Annotated in this window: 11 protein-coding genes; 7 read left to right on the top strand and 4 right to left on the bottom strand. The window is 59.0% G+C overall.

Annotation, left to right across the window (positions count from 1 at the left end; all coding sequences use genetic code 11):
- Positions 1 to 2 precede the first annotated feature (2 nt).
- The 4 genes from CLH62_RS04820 to CLH62_RS04835 all read right to left on the bottom strand — a co-directional run bounded on the left by CLH62_RS04820 (position 3) and on the right by CLH62_RS04835 (position 5,032).
- Complete coding sequence (locus CLH62_RS04820) at positions 3 to 2,054, bottom strand: TRAP transporter large permease subunit (RefSeq protein WP_099616985.1); 2,052 nt, start codon at positions 2,052 to 2,054, stop codon at positions 3 to 5.
- 15 nt (positions 2,055 to 2,069) lie between these two features.
- Complete coding sequence (locus CLH62_RS04825; protein WP_099616986.1) at positions 2,070 to 3,080, bottom strand: putative solute-binding protein; 1,011 nt, start codon at positions 3,078 to 3,080, stop codon at positions 2,070 to 2,072.
- A 58-nt stretch (positions 3,081 to 3,138) separates the two neighbouring features.
- Positions 3,139 to 4,203, bottom strand: coding sequence for a hypothetical protein (locus CLH62_RS04830; protein WP_099616987.1), 1,065 nt, complete (start codon positions 4,201 to 4,203; stop codon positions 3,139 to 3,141).
- Positions 4,204 to 4,402: 199 nt separating this feature from the next.
- Complete coding sequence (locus tag CLH62_RS04835; protein ID WP_099616988.1) at positions 4,403 to 5,032, bottom strand: TetR/AcrR family transcriptional regulator; 630 nt, start codon at positions 5,030 to 5,032, stop codon at positions 4,403 to 4,405.
- A 150-nt stretch (positions 5,033 to 5,182) separates the two neighbouring features.
- Between CLH62_RS04835 and CLH62_RS04840 the strand changes: the two genes are divergently transcribed.
- The 7 genes from CLH62_RS04840 to CLH62_RS04870 all read left to right on the top strand — a co-directional run bounded on the left by CLH62_RS04840 (position 5,183) and on the right by CLH62_RS04870 (position 16,211).
- On the top strand, positions 5,183 to 6,979 hold the full coding sequence (locus CLH62_RS04840) for an acyclic terpene utilization AtuA family protein (RefSeq protein ID WP_099616989.1): 1,797 nt from the start codon (positions 5,183 to 5,185) through the stop codon (positions 6,977 to 6,979).
- A 150-nt stretch (positions 6,980 to 7,129) separates the two neighbouring features.
- Positions 7,130 to 7,996, top strand: a complete 867-nt coding sequence (locus CLH62_RS04845) for an SDR family oxidoreductase (protein WP_099616990.1) — start codon at positions 7,130 to 7,132, stop codon at positions 7,994 to 7,996.
- Between the two features lie 9 nt (positions 7,997 to 8,005).
- Complete coding sequence (locus CLH62_RS04850; protein ID WP_099616991.1) at positions 8,006 to 9,622, top strand: acyl-CoA carboxylase subunit beta; 1,617 nt, start codon at positions 8,006 to 8,008, stop codon at positions 9,620 to 9,622.
- Between the two features lie 470 nt (positions 9,623 to 10,092).
- Entirely contained in the window at positions 10,093 to 11,253 is a 1,161-nt protein-coding gene (locus CLH62_RS04855) for an acyl-CoA dehydrogenase family protein (protein ID WP_099616992.1), read from the top strand.
- Positions 11,254 to 11,413: 160 nt separating this feature from the next.
- Positions 11,414 to 12,232 (top strand): enoyl-CoA hydratase/isomerase family protein, encoded by an 819-nt coding sequence (locus CLH62_RS04860; RefSeq protein WP_099616993.1) that lies wholly within the window; start codon positions 11,414 to 11,416, stop codon positions 12,230 to 12,232.
- Positions 12,233 to 12,386: 154 nt separating this feature from the next.
- Positions 12,387 to 14,363 (top strand): acetyl/propionyl/methylcrotonyl-CoA carboxylase subunit alpha, encoded by a 1,977-nt coding sequence (locus CLH62_RS04865; protein WP_099616994.1) that lies wholly within the window; start codon positions 12,387 to 12,389, stop codon positions 14,361 to 14,363.
- 18 nt (positions 14,364 to 14,381) lie between these two features.
- Positions 14,382 to 16,211: a long-chain-acyl-CoA synthetase gene (locus CLH62_RS04870; RefSeq protein WP_099616995.1), complete on the top strand. Its 1,830-nt coding sequence runs from the start codon at positions 14,382 to 14,384 to the stop codon at positions 16,209 to 16,211.
- Positions 16,212 to 16,243: the final 32 nt, after the last annotated feature.

Below are 16,243 nucleotides of genomic sequence, written 5' to 3' on the forward strand. Positions count from 1 at the left end.
CATTACAACGCGTAGAACAGCATCGGTACAAAGGCCGCCACCAGGAGCGTCGGCCCCATTACTGCCAGAGGCAGCAACAGGCGCTGATAACGGTGCCAGAAGGAGCCGGTACGTTCCGCCGCCAGCACTTCCGTCTCACCCACCACCTGGCGGGTCAGCAGATGGTTGAGCGCTACCGGCGGGCTCAGATAGCCCAATTCGAATGCTACCAGGCACACAATCCAGAAATGCAGCGGATCAATACCCAGCTGAATAGCCGGCTGGGCAATGGTGGCTGACACCAGGATCACCGCGCCGAACGGATCCATGACCATGCCGATGATAGTGAGCATCACCACGATCACCAGCATCGCGATCCACGGGCTGGTCAGGTTCTCCGGGAAGAGAGCGTGGACGATATCCGAGCGCTCAAGAATCCCGCCGAGGCAGATCGAAAAACCGATGAGGGCCAGCAAGGCTCCGATATGAACGGCGGAGTCACTGGCGGCGGCGGAACTCCGGCTCCAGAAGACCTTCAGGCGGGTTTCATCATCGCCCTGGCTGTCACCGCTGGCATCCAGAAAAACCAGCGCCAGCATTACCAGCGGCAGAATCAGCGGTGCGCTGTACTCATTGAACTGAAGTCCAAGTACAACCCATATAGCGAGAATCACAACGGCTGCGACCAATGCGTAAGGCATCAACGCCTTCATTCTGCGGATGGATTCCCGAAACGCCCCTGGCGCCGGCCTGGGCTTCCAGTTTCCTTCGGTTTTGCAGACAACCAGGGAAAACAGCGTGGCCGACATGATGAACACCCAGAAGCCCCAACCATACAGTTCCGTAGTGGTGACTTCCTTGTTCAGTGCAGCAACCACCACAATCAACAGACAGGGATTGAGCACGACACCCAGACTCCCCGACATGGCCGTCGTGGCCAGGGAAAGTTGGCGACCGGCGCCCGCGCGGCGGAGTTCGTCGTAAACGACACCGCCCACAGCGAGAATAAATATCCCCGAGGCGCCGGTGAACGCCGTGGGAAAAGCGGTTGCGAAAATAATCACGGACGCCAGCATGGGCGCCGGCAAGTTGTAGGGTTTGATGACGTTTAGCAGCAGCTCCGGCAAGCGGGTCTGCTTCAGCACCATACCGACCAGCACATACAGGCCGATGTTTATAAACATGGAGGACAGATTCGACATCATCCCGAAATAGATGGCCAGGCCGGAGGCGTAGCCATCCACCAGGAAGAAGTAACCCATGGCAATCAGGCCCATGGCACAGTAAAGCGGCAACACAAGACCCGATGAAAGCGAGAGACTTCCCGCCCTCATCCGTTCCGGCACGTTCACAAAGCGCACCGCATTGATTACCATGAACAGGCCAAATACACCCATCCAGGCAGACTGGAGCTGGCTCGTCGACTCCGATCCCGGCGAACTGGCCAGCTGGCCGAGATAGGCATTCAGAGACGCTACCATCAGCCCGTTTACGGCAAACTGCACACCCTGACTCAAGCGCCACTCAGCGCGGTTCCCTGGCAGACGCAACGCGATATGGTCCGCATCGAGGGCCGCAACAGCCGCTGCCAGCGCGAACATGGCGATGAACAGATACTTGGTGAGTTCAATGTTATCCAGCAGAAAATCCGCCAGCCCCTGCTCCACACTCTTGAACAGCCCTAGGGCCGGGGTGGCGTGCTGCAGATTCTGTTCGTAAGTCACGTACTCCTGCTTACAAAGCTCAAGGTTACGCTCCAGGGAGGTCCGGATAGCCTCCGGATTAGGCGGCGAACTGAACAGATCATCCGGATCGGGCTTGTAGGCTTCCACCCGCTTGCGCACTTCGGCATCAACATTCATTTCGAGCTGACAGGACGGCTCTGTGGCGTCCGGGTTCAGCAGGTAATAATTTGGCCAGGTCTGCTCACCGACCCACAACAGGCGGGAGTGGAGTGAATTACCCATTCCCAGAACAAGCGTGGAAAGGAGCAACAACAAGAGTACTGCCCCGTGCAGCCGATGCACGGGGTACAGGGTCCTGACCGCCGGGGCCGTCAATGCGCGCCAGTTCATAGCCGTTCCGCCCCTTTATTCGCGATTGGCCGATGTGCACTCGGATGCAGACGGGTTGCTGGCGCAACGGATCTTGCTCAGCAACCCCAGCATCTTGGGATGGTAGACATCTGGCGCCCCGTTGAGGCCGTCGCGCATCTCAATCCGGTTCTGGCGGAACATCTCCTGATAGCCCTCAATATCCTTTTCCGGAATGCGAATCCATTTCTCCTCCGGAATTGCCTTTTCCTGGCTGGTGATCAGGCTCATGGCCTGCGGGAACATTGCCCAGGCGACTTCCCGGGCGTTCTGGGAAGTGGCATCGGCGAGTACGTCTTCCCTCGCGATGATCTGAATCGTCAATTGTGCCAACGGATAATCCACAATGCCGCCCGTGTCACCAATGCCCTTGTAGAGCTCCAGCGCCTCATAGGCAAAAGCAGGCGCATAGGCTGTGTCTACAGACCCGTTGTTGAACTTGCCCGCAAAGTTCGTGATGTCCGAAGGCACCACCGTGGCCTTGATAAAGTTCACCATGTGAATGGCGTCTTTCTGATAATCCAGCGTTGCCATGCGCTTGCCGGCCAGCTCGCCGGCGGTATCTATGCTGCGGTCGTTCACGAACAGGTAACCGGCACCAACAGGGATAATACCCAATACTTCATAGCCATTGGCTTTCATGAGGGGGGCCGCCTTGGGCTGGGCAAGGGTTGCCAGCAGGGTTTTGAGGTCATCATAGGAGGGGATCGCGCCCACCGCGCTGACACTTCCAGTGAATCTGTTGAACGGGCGGGTACGAATGTCCGTGGCGGCCACCGCATCACACTGGCCGGCATTGAAATCGCCTACGGCAACGCCTTCATCGGTGTAGGGTTTGAGCTCGAAATCGACGCCGTGGGCTTTCATTTCCAGCGCATAGTCCTTGATCATGTTGAAGACATCGCCATTGGCACCAATTACGTCGAAGACACACATCTTCACGGTCTGGGCTGAGGCAATAGGTGCAATGGCAGCGAGAGTCAGAGCGGCAACGGATTTGCGGATCATAACGACCTCCGGGTCATTCTTGTGGTTATAGGTAATCAGAAGGCTTGGGACGTTTGCCTCAGAGCAGGTCGTCCAGATTCATGGTTTCAACGTTTTCCGTGCCCTGATCAGGGCTCATTTTTCCGAAGGAACTTTGCGGAGTGCGATGGCCGTAACTGGCAGTCCAGTGCTTGTCCGAAGAGAACCGGATAACCCTTGCCGCCACTTCATCCACGAGGCGGTACTCCTCCCATACCTCGACCTGGCCTTCAGCCTCGGCAAAGTGGGCAATGGCATCGGCCAGGACATCCGGGCGGCCAAAGGTTTCTGCCGCCACGGCCTCAACCGCCAGGGACGCACGGATACCAGCCTGGACACCCAGGTCCGAGCTGTGTTCGAGAACGCTCCAGGGATCCGGCGATAGTTCCGGCCGGGTATCCGGCAACAACAACCAGACCAGGGCCCGAATGGCATTGGGCAATCCACCCCACTTTTCATTATCGACACAGGTGGCTGCCCGCTCAGCCTGAGGCGCGATGCTGCGGGGGATGCCCGCCATGGCGCCGGAATTGGCATCATTCACGATGGCCTGCATTCCAGTCAGCAGGCCTAGCAGGAAGGTAATTTCATCCTGCTCGTTAAACAGGAAGGGGCACTCGACAGGTTCCGCAGCCGGGTCGAAATCGTAGGCTGCCATCGCACGATTAAACGCGCGATACCGGCGTTGTGCGGTTTTCGCGTTCAGCCGTTTGGCTTCTTCCCGGGCATCTTTGGCGGCGGGCACTTTGCCCGCGTAATCCGCTCGCAGGTAGGCAAGCTCAGCCTCCCAGGCCCGGTATTCCATGCAGTTGGCCGCCAGCAGCATCAGGAGGGAACCGGTGCTGTCCGGCGCCTCGGTAACGCGGGAAAAGGAATAGAGCAGCGGGTCAACGCCTTCACCCAGGGCACAGGCCATGTCCGGATCAGACATCTGCATCACATAAGGTGTGGCTTCGCCCTCGGAGTAACCAGAGAGTACAACACCGGTCGTCGTGTATATGGGGTTGGCTGAACAGCCTGCAAGCGCGGCCACCACCGCCACTGTAAGAGTCTTCAGGCGCGAGACCGCCTGGTCCGGTGCAAACCTTGCCAGTGAGGAGATCATATTTCACCCTGCGTTTCGTTGTTTTTGTATGCCCGATCTGAATCTCGGTTTTTATCAACGGATGCAAGAATGCGGCTAAAACTGTCCTACAAAAATGGCTCGAATGCCGATTTAGTCATGCCGATCAGGCCAATGGCCCGTAAAGAAAAGGAGGGATTTTGGGTTTTCTTGATTTAAAACAAGGTTCTTTATGAAGGGATCAACTGCTCTCCAGTGCCATCATCGCCATTACCTGATCCGTTAAACCGTCCAGCGTAAGACCCCCTCGCTCGGGTTTGTACCAGGTAACCGTCCAGCTAAGAGCGCCAGTTAACATCCGGCGCACCACGAAGGGCTCCGCTTCCAGAGCCCCCTCACCTTTCAGGGATTCCAGCACATCCAGCCAGAGCTTCTCGTAGATATCCCGAAGCTCCAGCACTTCAGCCTGGGAGGAAGCCGAGAGGCTTCGCCATTCGAACACCAATACGGCCATGGCCTCGCCGGTCTGACCGTTGATCGACTCCAGCTCGGCGCGAATCAACCCACGGAGTTTCGCCCGGTTGGACTCCGCAGCTTCAAGTGCCGCCTGCATCAAGGCCGTATTCAGGCGAATGGTTTCCACCATTACGGCCTTGAGAATTTCTTCCTTGGTCCGGAAATGGTGGAACAGGCTGCCAGACTGAATACCGACGGCAGCCGCCAGATCCCGAACCGTTGTACGCTCATACCCCTTCTCGCGGAACAGCCGGGCGGCCTCGGTAAGCAGGCGGCCACGGGCGCCGTTGGGGTCGGACACGAGGTTATCGGCGATCAGGGACTGGAGAATCTGGTTCTGGCTCACTAACGCTATCCGGTTGGCATATCAGGGTCTTGATTCTACCCTAAACTTGCCTATTTACAAACCAAGCGCTTGCTTGGTATTGTCAATCTCATCGTTGGATAACATTGCCAGACTCAGGGCCCTGCTCCGGGTTGGCGACAGCAGACAAGGCAAAACAAGATGGCTGATTCCCCGAAAACCGTCCGCATCGGATGCTCTGCCGCTTTCTGGGGCGACACGGAAACCGCAGCAGCGCAGCTCGTTCGCCAGGGCAATATTGATTACCTGGTGGCCGACTACCTGGCAGAAATCACCATGTCGATCATGGCCGGCCAGAAAATGAAGGATCCGACCCAGGGCTACGCAAGGGATTTCGTCCAGACGGTCATGGGACCTTTACTCGGAGACATCAAAGAGAAAGGCATCCGGGTGCTCGCCAATGCCGGCGGAGTGAATCCCGTCGCCTGCCGTGACGCCCTGCAGGCGCTTTGTGAGAAAGCGGGGGTGGAGATGAAGATTGCCCTGGTGCTGGGCGACGACCTGCTGATGAAAAAGAAAAAACTGGCCGATGCCGGCATTACCGAGATGAGCTCAGGACAGCCGATGCCGCCGATGATGGTGAGCCTGAACGCCTACCTCGGAGCGCCAGGCCTGGTGGCGGCGCTGGCAGAGGGTGCCGACATTGTGATTACCGGCCGGGTTGCTGACAGTGCCCTGGTCCTGGCACCACTGGTTCACGAATTTGGCTGGGACTGGAGTGACTACGACAAGTTGGCCCAGGGCAGCTTGGCCGGGCACCTGCTCGAATGTGGCGCCCAGTCCACGGGCGGGAACTTTACCGACTGGGAAGACGTGGCTGACGGTTACGCCGACATGGGCTTCCCCATCGCCGAGGTGAGTACCACTGGCGACTTCGTGCTCACCAAACCCGACGGAACCGGTGGCAAGGTCAGCCGGGGGACGGTGGCCGAACAGCTGGTGTATGAGATCGGAGATCCGAGGGCCTACCTGCTGCCGGATGTGACTTGCGATTTCACCGGCGTAGAGCTGACTGAAACCGGAACGGACCGGGTCACGGTTCGCGGCGCCCGCGGGCTTGCCCCGACCGACAGTTACAAGGTCTCCGGCACCTGGCCGGATGGGTTCAAGTGCACCGTTACCTTCTTGCTGGCCGGCATGGCTGCAAAAGCGAAGGCCCAAACCGTGGCCGAGGCGATCCTGGCAAAAACCTCACGGATGTTCAGCGAACGTGGGCTGCCCGATTACACCGAAACCAGCATCGAACTGCTGGGCACAGAGACCACCTACGGTGCCCATGGCCGGGGCGGAGATTGTCGCGAAGTGGTGGTAAAAATCAGCACCGCCCATCCAAAAAAAGAGGCACTGGTGTTGTTCTCCCGGGAAATTGCTCAAGCGGCAACCGGGATGGCTCCAGGCATTACCGGCATTGTCGGCGGCCGGCCGACAGTGTGGCCGAAAATTCGTCTGTATTCCTGCCTGGTTCCGAAAACGGAGGTGTCAGTCGCGGTGGATCTGGGCGAAGGCAAGCAGCCGGTGGAGGTGAATACTCGTGGCGGATTCGAATCAGATCAGCTTCAGGCCCAGTCTTTTGGCAGCGGTGCGCCAGCGACAGACACCACGGTATCGCTGGTCAGACTGGCCTGGGCCCGCAGCGGCGACAAGGGCGATCACAGCAATATCGGCGTGATTGCCCGGCACCCGGAGTACGTGCCGTTTATCGAAGCTGCACTGACTGAATCGGCGGTAGCTGGCTGGATGGCTCATACCCTGAACCCGGAATCCGGCAAGGTGACCCGTTGGGCCCTGCCCGGCTTCCATGCATTTAACTTCCTGCTGGAACACAGCCTTGGTGGTGGTGGTGTCGCCAGTTTGCGTATTGATCCGCAGGGCAAGGCGTTTGCGCAGCAGTTACTTGAGTTTCCGGTGCCTGTTCCTTCTGGCCTGGTTAAGAGTTAATTCTTTGGTGCATGCGCTCTGGCCACTTGCCCCTTCCGGGACACGCTGTGAATACGTCCGTGTACGCTTGAGCGCAGCTTCCCTGCTGCGCACAGTCCCGGAAGGGGCAAGCGGCCAGAGCGCCCGAACATTGGAAAGGGTCTTCGAGATATGAGCTATCAGTCTGTTTTTCATCCGGACTTGTTTAAGGGTCAGGTTTTCATTGTCACCGGCGGCGGTTCCGGCATTGGCCGGTGCACGGCCCATGAACTTGCCTCGCTGGGCGCACGGGTTGCCCTGGTGGGTCGCAAGTCCGAGAAAGTGGAGTCTGTAAAAGCAGAGATCACGGAAGACGGCGGCATCGCATCTGCCCATGTCTGCGACATCCGGGAAGAGGAATCCGTCAAAGCCACCATCAAAGCCATTATTGCCGAGCATGGTGGTCTGAACGGGCTGGTGAACAATGCCGGCGGGCAGTTTCAGGCGCCGCTGACGGGGATAAACCAGAAGGGTTGGGAGACGGTGGTTCGGACCAATCTGACCGGCGGGTTCCTGATGGCCCGGGAGGCTTATACCCAGGCGCTTTCAAAAACCGGTGGCGCCATAGTGAATATTGTTGCTGATATGTGGGGCGGCATGCCGGGCATGGGCCATTCCGGCGCTGCGCGGGCAGGAATGGTGAATTTTACCCAGACAGCGGCGGTTGAATGGGGTGCCTCGGGCGTTCGGGTGAATGCCGTGGCCCCGGGCTGGATCGCCTCCAGCGGCATGGACAATTACCCCGAACACATGAAGCAGTGGATTCGCAGCCTTGGCGACAATGTGCCGATCAAGCGGATGGGAACCGAATCCGAAGTCAGCTCAGCCATCTGCTTCCTTCTCAGTTCCGGCGCAGCTTTTATCAGTGGTGACTGCCTGCGGATCGACGGTGCCGCGTCCCAGGGCGGCCGGGTGTGGCCGTTGCCGAAGGCCAAGAACAATGAGCCCTACAACGGCTTTCATCGCGCCGTTACCCCGAAAGTTCTTAGCGAAGACTGAGGAGCAATCATGCAGGTAATTGAATCCACCGTAAGCTCCCAGTCCGAGGACTTCCGCACCAACGCCGAAGCCATGGAAGCCCACATCACCACGTTTCGGGACGTGGAGCAGAAGGTCCTGGATCTGGCGGAAGCCGCCCGGGAGAAGTTCACCAAACGGGGCAAGCTGCTTCCGAGGGACCGCATCAACCGGTTGCTCGACCGTGGCACACCGTTCCTGGAACTGTGTTCGCTAGCCGGCTATAAGATGCACGACGACAAGGACGGCAGCATGGCCGGCGGCGGGATCATCGCCGGTATTGGCTATGTCAGTGGCATCCGGTGTCTGGTGGTCGCCAGCAACAGCGCCATCAAGGGCGGCACCATCACCCCGGCCGGGCTGGACAAGACACTCCGGCTGCAGCAGATCGCCATGGAGAACAAACTCCCGGTGGTGTCCCTGTCTGAAAGCGGTGGCGCCAACCTCAACTACGCAACCGACATCTTCGTGCTCGGCGCCCGCGGCTTTGCCAACCAGGCCCGTATGTCCGCCGCTGGCATTCCGCAGGTGACGGTTGTTCACGGCAATGCCACCGCCGGAGGCGCTTACCAGCCAGGCCTGTCTGATTATGTCATCGCGGTGCGCAAGCAGGCCAAGATGTTCCTGGCCGGCCCGCCGTTGCTAAAAGCCGCCACCGGTGAAGTGGCTACTGACGAGGAACTGGGTGGCGCCGAAATGCATGCCCAGGTGGCTGGCACCGCCGAATATCTGGCAGAGGATGACGCCGACGGCATTCGCCAGGCCCGAAACATCCTGGAAGCCCTGCCCTGGAACGAACAGCTGCCTCCGCAACGGGAACTCACCTGGGACGAACCGCTCTACACGGCGGACGAGTTGCTGGGCGTTATTCCGGCGGATTCCAAAAAGCCCTACGACGTCCGCGAGATACTCGCCCGCATCGCCGACGGTTCGAAGTTCATGGACTTCAAGAACGAGTTCGATGACCAGACCGTGTGCGGCACCATCCGCATTGAAGGTCATTCCGTTGGCATCATCGGCAACAACGGCCCCATCACCCCGGCGGGTTCGGCAAAGGCAGCCCAGTTTATTCAACTCTGCGACCAGGCGGGCACACCGTTGCTGTTCCTGCACAACACTACCGGGTTCATGGTGGGCACTCATTCGGAACAAAACGGCATCATCAAGCACGGCTCAAAAATGATCCAGGCCGTGGCCAATTGCCGGGTGCCAAAGGTCGCAATTGTGATTGGTGGTTCCTATGGTGCAGGTAACTACGCCATGTGCGGGCGTGGTCTGGACCCAAGGTTCATCTTCGCCTGGCCCAACAGCCGAACCGCGGTCATGGGCCCGGCCCAGGCGGGCAAGGTGATGCGCATTGTGGCGGAGGACAAGCAGCGCCGTGGTGGCATTGAGCCGGATCCGAAGACGCTGGATTTTCTGGAGCAGGCCACGGCGAAGAAACTGGAGGAAGGCTCAACCGCTTTGTTTGGGACGGCCAGACTCTGGGATGACGGGCTGATTGATCCGCGGGATAGCCGGCGGGTTCTGGCGTTGGTGTTATCGGTTTGCCGGGAAGCGGAGGTTCGGCAGTTGCGGCCTAATACGTTTGGTGTGGCCCGCCTCTAGGCCTTCTGGGCTTGGTGGGGCCCGCCTCTGGGATTGCTTGTTTTGCGGGAGGAACCGTCTGGGAGAAGGTGTCCAAAAACCGCTACAAGCACATCCATGTGCGCTTGGCTCCGGCCATCCATGGCCTCCGACATTTTTGGACACCTTCTCCCAGACGGTTAGTCAGAATTCAGGGGGGTAGCGCTTTTGTAGAGCACGCTTTTCAACCGCGCTGTTGGATTACGCCCTCTGCTAACCCGACCTACAGGAACAACAAAACTGTCAGCAGGTAGCAACAAACTTGCAGACAGCAGCGAGAGCGGGGGCAGGCTTTCAGAAAATGTAGAGGGCCAAGGATGGCCCGAAACAAGCGCACATGGATGTGCTCGTAGCGGTTTTCTGAAAGCCTGCCCCCGCTCTCGCTGACCAGATTAGCGAACGTGCTCTAACAGCACGTAGGCACGAACTTTCTTAACAAGGAGAACAAGAACGTGAAATTCACAGCCGAACACGAAGCCCTTCGAAAAACCGTCCGTGATTTCGTCGAGAAGGAGATTAACCCCCATTGCGACGAATGGGAGGAAGCCGGGGAGTTTCCGATTCATGAGTTGTTCAAGAAACTTGGCAACCTCGGGGTCCTCGGGATCCAGAAGCCGGAAGAATATGGCGGCATGGGGCTGGATTACAGCTACAACCTGGTGGCGGCGGAAGAACTGGGCATGGCCCACTGCGGCGGTGTTCCGCTAGCCATCGGGGTTCAGACCGATATGTGTACGCCAGCCATCTCCCGTTTTGGTTCCGATGAACTCAAACGCACCTTCCTGGCTCCGGCTATTGCAGGTGACATGGTGGGCTGTATCGGCGTCAGCGAGGTTGGCGCGGGTTCTGATGTGGCGGGGATGAAAACCACCGCGAAGAAAGACGGTGACGACTACATCATCAACGGCTCCAAGATGTGGATCACCAACAGCCCCAAATCCGATTTTATCTGCCTGCTGGCCAACACTTCTGATGACAAGCCCCACAAGAACAAGTCACTGATCGTGGTGCCCACCAAGACACCGGGCATTTCCTTCAGCCCACACCTGAACAAACTGGGCATGCGTTCCTCGGAAACGGCTCAGATCTTCTTTGACGACGTTCGTGTACCCCTGCGCTATCGTATTGGCGCCGAAGGCACCGGCTTCATGATGCAGATGCTGCAGTTCCAGGAAGAACGTCTCTGGGGCGCCGCCAATGTGATCAAGGCGCTGGAGAACTGCATCAACAAGACCATCGAGTACTGCCGCGAGCGCAAGACCTTCGGGCAACCGCTGATTGACAACCAGGTGATTCATTTCCGCCTGGCGGAGTTGCAGACCGAAGTAGAAGCCCTGCGCGCCCTTACCTATCAGGCCTGTGAGATGCATGTTGATGGTAAGGATGTGACCAGGCTCGCCTCAATGGCCAAGCTGAAAGCCGGACGCCTGGGGCGTGAGGTAACGGACAGCTGCCTGCAGTACTGGGGTGGTAACGGTTACATGTGGGATAACCCGATTTCCCGGGCGCACCGGGATGTGCGGCTGGTGTCCATTGGCGGTGGTGCCGACGAAATCATGCTCGGGATTATCTGCAAGATGATGGGGACCTTGCCGGGCAAGAAACGCGACTGAGGCATCAGGCTTTGGCGGAAGGCTACCAGGTTGGCTGGGCCTCCCAGGACACGCCCGCGAGTACCTCCCTGTAGGGCTCGATCGGGCCATCCCTGGCCCTCAACGGTCCTGGGAGGCCCAGCCAACCTGATAGCCCCAAACCTTTTACGTGGAGTCAGTTATGGTTCAGCTACCACATTGCGAAACACTGCTTCTGGAAAAACAGGGGCCTACCCTGTTTATCACCATCAACCGGCCTGGCGTCCGCAACGCCATGAGCCTCGAGATGGTAGCGGAACTGTCGACGGTTTTTGCCCAGATCGAAGACGACCTGCACATCCGCGCCGTCGTGATCCGGGGCGCCGGTGGTCATTTCTGTGCCGGCGGAGATATCAAAGACATGGCTGGCGCCCGAGGCCAGAAAGCCGCCGACGGCGAAGCCGATCCGTTCTACCGTTTAAACAGAGCCTTCGGCCAGATGATCCAACAGGTCAACGAATCCTCGAAAGTCGTTGTCGCGGTCACCGAAGGCGCCGTCATGGGCGGTGGATTCGGTTTGGCCTGCGTTTCCGACGTCGCCATCGCCGGGCCAACGGCGAAATTCGCCATGCCGGAAACCTCCCTCGGCGTCATTCCCGCTCAGATTGCGCCGTTTGTGGTTGAACGAATCGGCCTCACTCAGGCCCGGCGACTGGCCTTGCTGGGCTTAAGAATCGATGCGAACGAGGCATGCAGTCTTGGAATAGTTCACCAGGCGGCATCTTCGGATGATGAACTGGAGGAGATGCTGGCCAAAGCTTTGGACCGTGTTCGCCAGTGCGCTCCGGTGGCTACAGCTGAAACCAAGGCTCTGCTTCATCGGGTTGGCCATGAACCCATGAGCGGTCTACTCGACAGCGCTGCAGAAAAGTTTGCGGAAGCCATCCGTGGAAGCGAAGGAGCCGAGGGCACCATGGCTTTCATGCAAAAGCGGTCACCGGCCTGGGCAGGCGACTCCTGATGATTGCGGAGCGCGGGAGGTTGGATGTGCCTCCAGAAAATGTTGAAGGCCATGGATGGCCGGAAACAAGCGCACATGGACGTGCTCGTAGCGGTTTTCTGGAGGCACATCCAACCTCCCGCGCGGCCCCACACCCAAGCAAGAGAACAAGAACATGCTAAAAAAACTGTTAATAGCCAACCGCGGCGAAATCGCGGTTCGGGTAATCCGCACCGCAAAAGCCCTGGGATACCGCACCGTTGCGGTCTACTCCGAAGCCGACGCCAAGGCCCTGCACGTGGAACTGGCCGACGAAGCCGTCTGCATTGGCCCGGCACAAGTCTCCGCTTCTTACCTGAACAGCGACGCCATCCTGGAGGCCGCCCGCAAAACCGGCGCCGACTGCATCCACCCGGGTTATGGCTTCCTGTCGGAGAACGCCACCTTCGCCACCGCCTGCAAAGACGCCGGCCTGGTCTTCGTTGGCCCGCCAGCGCCCGCTATCGAACTGATGGGCAGCAAGCGCCGATCCAAAATCGCGATGCAGGAAGCAGGCGTACCCGTGGTGCCAGGCTACGAAGGCAACAACGCCAGCGACGACGAACTCATCTCGGCGGCCAAAGACATCGGCTACCCCTTGATGATCAAAGCCTCCGCTGGCGGCGGTGGCCGCGGCATGCGACTGGTGGACAACGAATCCGAACTGGCCGAGAACATCAAAAGGGCACGGTCCGAGGCCAGACAGGCCTTTGGCGACGACGAACTGATCCTCGAAAAAGCCGTGATTGAGCCCCGCCATGTCGAAATCCAGGTGTTCGCCGACCGGCACGGCAACGCCGTTTACCTTGGCGAGCGGGACTGCTCCGTCCAGCGCCGGCACCAGAAAGTGGTCGAAGAAGCGCCTTCCCCCTTCGTTACGCCCGAACTGCGCAAAGCCATGGGCGAGGCGGCGGTCAAGGCGGCCCTGGCCTGCAGCTATGAAGGCGCCGGCACCGTCGAGTTTCTGGTGGACAAGAACCGGAACTTCTACTTCCTCGAAATGAACACCCGCCTGCAGGTGGAACACCCGGTCACCGAGCTCATTACCGGTCAGGATCTCGTCGCCTGGCAGCTTACCGTTGCCGAGGGACTGCCCCTGCCAATGGCCCAGGAAGAGATCAGCCTCAACGGCCATGCCATCGAGGTACGGCTTTACGCAGAGGATCCAGCCCAGGGCTTCACGCCCCAGACCGGTCCTCTGTATATATTTGAACCGGCAAAAGGTGAGGGGCTGCGGTTCGACACCGGCGTTCGCTCCGGGGACAGCATCACGCCCCACTACGACCCCATGTTGGCCAAAGTCATCGCCTGGGGCCAGAACCGCGACGAGGCCCGACGCAGGTTGATCCTGGCCCTTGAGGACACCGCGGTATTCGGCGTCACCACCAACCGCTATTTCCTGAGCCGGATCATCGCCAACGACACCTTCGGTGCTGGAGAAGCAACTACAGCATTCCTGCAGCAAGCCTTCGCCGAAGATCCTTCACTAAAGCCACAGCAGCTGGACATCCGCCAGCTCGCCCTCGCGGCCTCCGTCCTAGACCATGGCATTTCGGGCCAGAGCGCCTGGAGCAATGCGCCCGCGACCATGATCCCGATCAAGCTGGAAACCGGCGACACCATTGTCGAGCTACTGGTCACCCGCAGTGGCAACCGGTTGACGTTCAGCATGGGCGAAACCCGGCATACCCTGATTATCGAGAGCCAGCGTGATGGCCTCTTGTGCATTATCGACAACGGCGTTCGTCAGACTTGCCAATATCACCGGCAGGGCGATTCCCTATATTTGCAGGCGTTCGGGCAGTCCTGGTCGGTACGGGACATCACTCACCAGCCAGTGGCTGGCACCAATGGGGCGGGCAGCGGTCGTATTCCGGCAACCATGGATGGCGCCATTATCGATGTGCTGGTAGAAGCTGGCCACACCGTTCGCCAGGGCGATACCCTGGTGATACTGGAAGCCATGAAAATGGAGCACCCGGTGAAAGCAGATCGTGATGGCGTCGTCGGCCAGGTTCACGCCAGCAAGGGTGACCAGGTAAAACGCAGCCAGTTGCTGGTGGAGATCACTGCGGACGAAACCGCCGAACAGGAGACCAGCGCAAAACCATAAGCCGGGTAAGGAACCATCATGAGCCAAGACAATGTATCCGCACTGGACATCGCCCGCAGCCTGCCGGGCGTCATCCGACGTCTGCCTGCCATAGCCCGGGGCTTTTACTACTATTCCCTGAAAAACGAGAACCGGGAACTGACACTCGGCACCCTCATCGAAACCAATGCCAGGAACGTCGGCAACCGGCCAGCCATCCTGTTTGAGGACCGCTCCATTACCTGGCGTGAGTTCAACGGCTGGGCCAACCGAATCGGCCGCTACCTCCAGGATCAGGGCCTCACCAAGGGCGATGTCATCGCGGTTTTTCTGGAGAACCGTCCCGAACTTCTGGCTGTGGTAGCCGGCGCCGCCAAACTCGGCGTGGCCTGCGCCATGCTCAACTCCTCCCAGAAAGGCAAGGTACTTGAGCACAGCGTCAACCTGATTGAACCGAAAATGGTTGTGGTCGGTGAGGAGCTGGTTAAGGCATTTGATGGCATAAAAGCAGATCTGAAGCTCCGACACCCTCATCCGTTCCAGTTCCTTGCAGACACCAACACCCTGAACGCCTTCGGCGATGCCCCGGACGGGTACGTCAACATGGCAGAGCAGGTCAGCGCCTTCAACAGTAACAACCTGGCTTTGGCAGACCCACCCAGAATGGGCGACACTGCGATTTACCTGTTCACCTCCGGCACCACCGGCCTGCCCAAGGCAGCCCCGGGTTCCCACCGCAAGTTCATCAAGGCCTACGGCGGGTTTGGCCTGATGTCCCTGGCGATGAAGCCGGAGGATGTACTCTACTGCACCCTGCCCCTATACCACGGCACCGCGCTGCTGGTGTGCTGGGGCTCAGTGCTGGCTGGCGGCTCCGCCATTGCCCTGCGCCGCAGGTTCTCCGCCACCGCCTTCTGGGACGATGTCCGCCGCTACCGCGCCACCACGTTCGGTTATGTCGGAGAACTCTGCCGCTACCTGCTCAACCAGCCTCCCAGCGAGCAGGATCGTAACCACAACCTGACCAAGATGATCGGCAACGGCCTGCGCCCATCCATCTGGAAAGAGTTCAAGGAACGCTTTGGCATCGAAACCGTGGCGGAACTCTACGCCTCAAGCGAGGGCAACATCGGTTTCAGCAACTTCTTCAATCTGGACAACACCGTGGGTTTCTCCACCGCCCCTTTCAAACTGGTGAAATTCCACGAAGGCACCCGGGATCCGGTTCGCAACACAAAGGGCTTCATGCAGGAAGTCACCAAAGGTGAGCCCGGCCTGTTGATTGGCGAGATCACCCAAAACTGGTCCTTCGAGGGCTACACCCAGAAAGAGGCCACGGAAAAATCCATCCTCCGCAATGCCTTCAAAAAAGGCGATGCGTGGTTCAATACCGGTGATGTCCTGAAAGAGATCGGCTGCGGCCACCTGCAGTTTGTTGACCGCATGGGGGATACCTTCCGCTGGAAAGGCGAGAATGTCTCAACCACGGAGGTGGAGAACATCATCGACGGTTCCGCGATGGTCGAGGAGGCCATCGTCTACGGCGTGGAAATCCCCGGCACCAACGGCAAGGCCGGGATGGCAACCCTGGTGCCCCAAAGCAATGGTCGCGAGTTCGACGTTAACAGCCTGTTCGCCTACCTCCAGGACAACTTGCCGGCCTATGCCATTCCGGTGTTTGTGCGGGTCACCCACGCCATCGAGAAAACGGGAACGTTCAAGTACAGGAAGGTGGATATCCAGAAAGCCGGCTATTCACTCGGCCATTCCAGCGAGAAAGTTTATGCCTGGCTGCCTCGCACTGATGGGTATACCTTGCTGACGCCCAGGTTGGTTGCGGAAATTGATGGTGGGAAGGTCAGCTTTTGATATGGGCTGGGTTGTTTTGGCCCTAGCCTGCA

It is taken from the genome of Marinobacter guineae, from assembly GCF_002744735.1.
In the GTDB taxonomy this organism is placed as follows: Bacteria; Pseudomonadota; Gammaproteobacteria; order Pseudomonadales; family Oleiphilaceae; genus Marinobacter; species Marinobacter guineae.

What these genes read in the sequence shown, in the direction of transcription:
- CLH62_RS04870 (WP_099616995.1), top strand. Translation starts at nt 14,382, where the DNA reads ATGAGCCAAGACAATGTATCCGCACTGGACATCGCCCGCAGCCTGCCG.
- CLH62_RS04820 (WP_099616985.1), bottom strand. Translation starts at nt 2,054, where the DNA reads ATGAACTGGCGCGCATTGACGGCCCCGGCGGTCAGGACCCTGTACCCC.
- CLH62_RS04865 (WP_099616994.1), top strand. Translation starts at nt 12,387, where the DNA reads ATGCTAAAAAAACTGTTAATAGCCAACCGCGGCGAAATCGCGGTTCGG.
- CLH62_RS04850 (WP_099616991.1), top strand. Translation starts at nt 8,006, where the DNA reads ATGCAGGTAATTGAATCCACCGTAAGCTCCCAGTCCGAGGACTTCCGC.
- CLH62_RS04845 (WP_099616990.1), top strand. Translation starts at nt 7,130, where the DNA reads ATGAGCTATCAGTCTGTTTTTCATCCGGACTTGTTTAAGGGTCAGGTT.
- CLH62_RS04860 (WP_099616993.1), top strand. Translation starts at nt 11,414, where the DNA reads ATGGTTCAGCTACCACATTGCGAAACACTGCTTCTGGAAAAACAGGGG.
- CLH62_RS04840 (WP_099616989.1), top strand. Translation starts at nt 5,183, where the DNA reads ATGGCTGATTCCCCGAAAACCGTCCGCATCGGATGCTCTGCCGCTTTC.
- CLH62_RS04830 (WP_099616987.1), bottom strand. Translation starts at nt 4,203, where the DNA reads ATGATCTCCTCACTGGCAAGGTTTGCACCGGACCAGGCGGTCTCGCGC.
- CLH62_RS04825 (WP_099616986.1), bottom strand. Translation starts at nt 3,080, where the DNA reads ATGATCCGCAAATCCGTTGCCGCTCTGACTCTCGCTGCCATTGCACCT.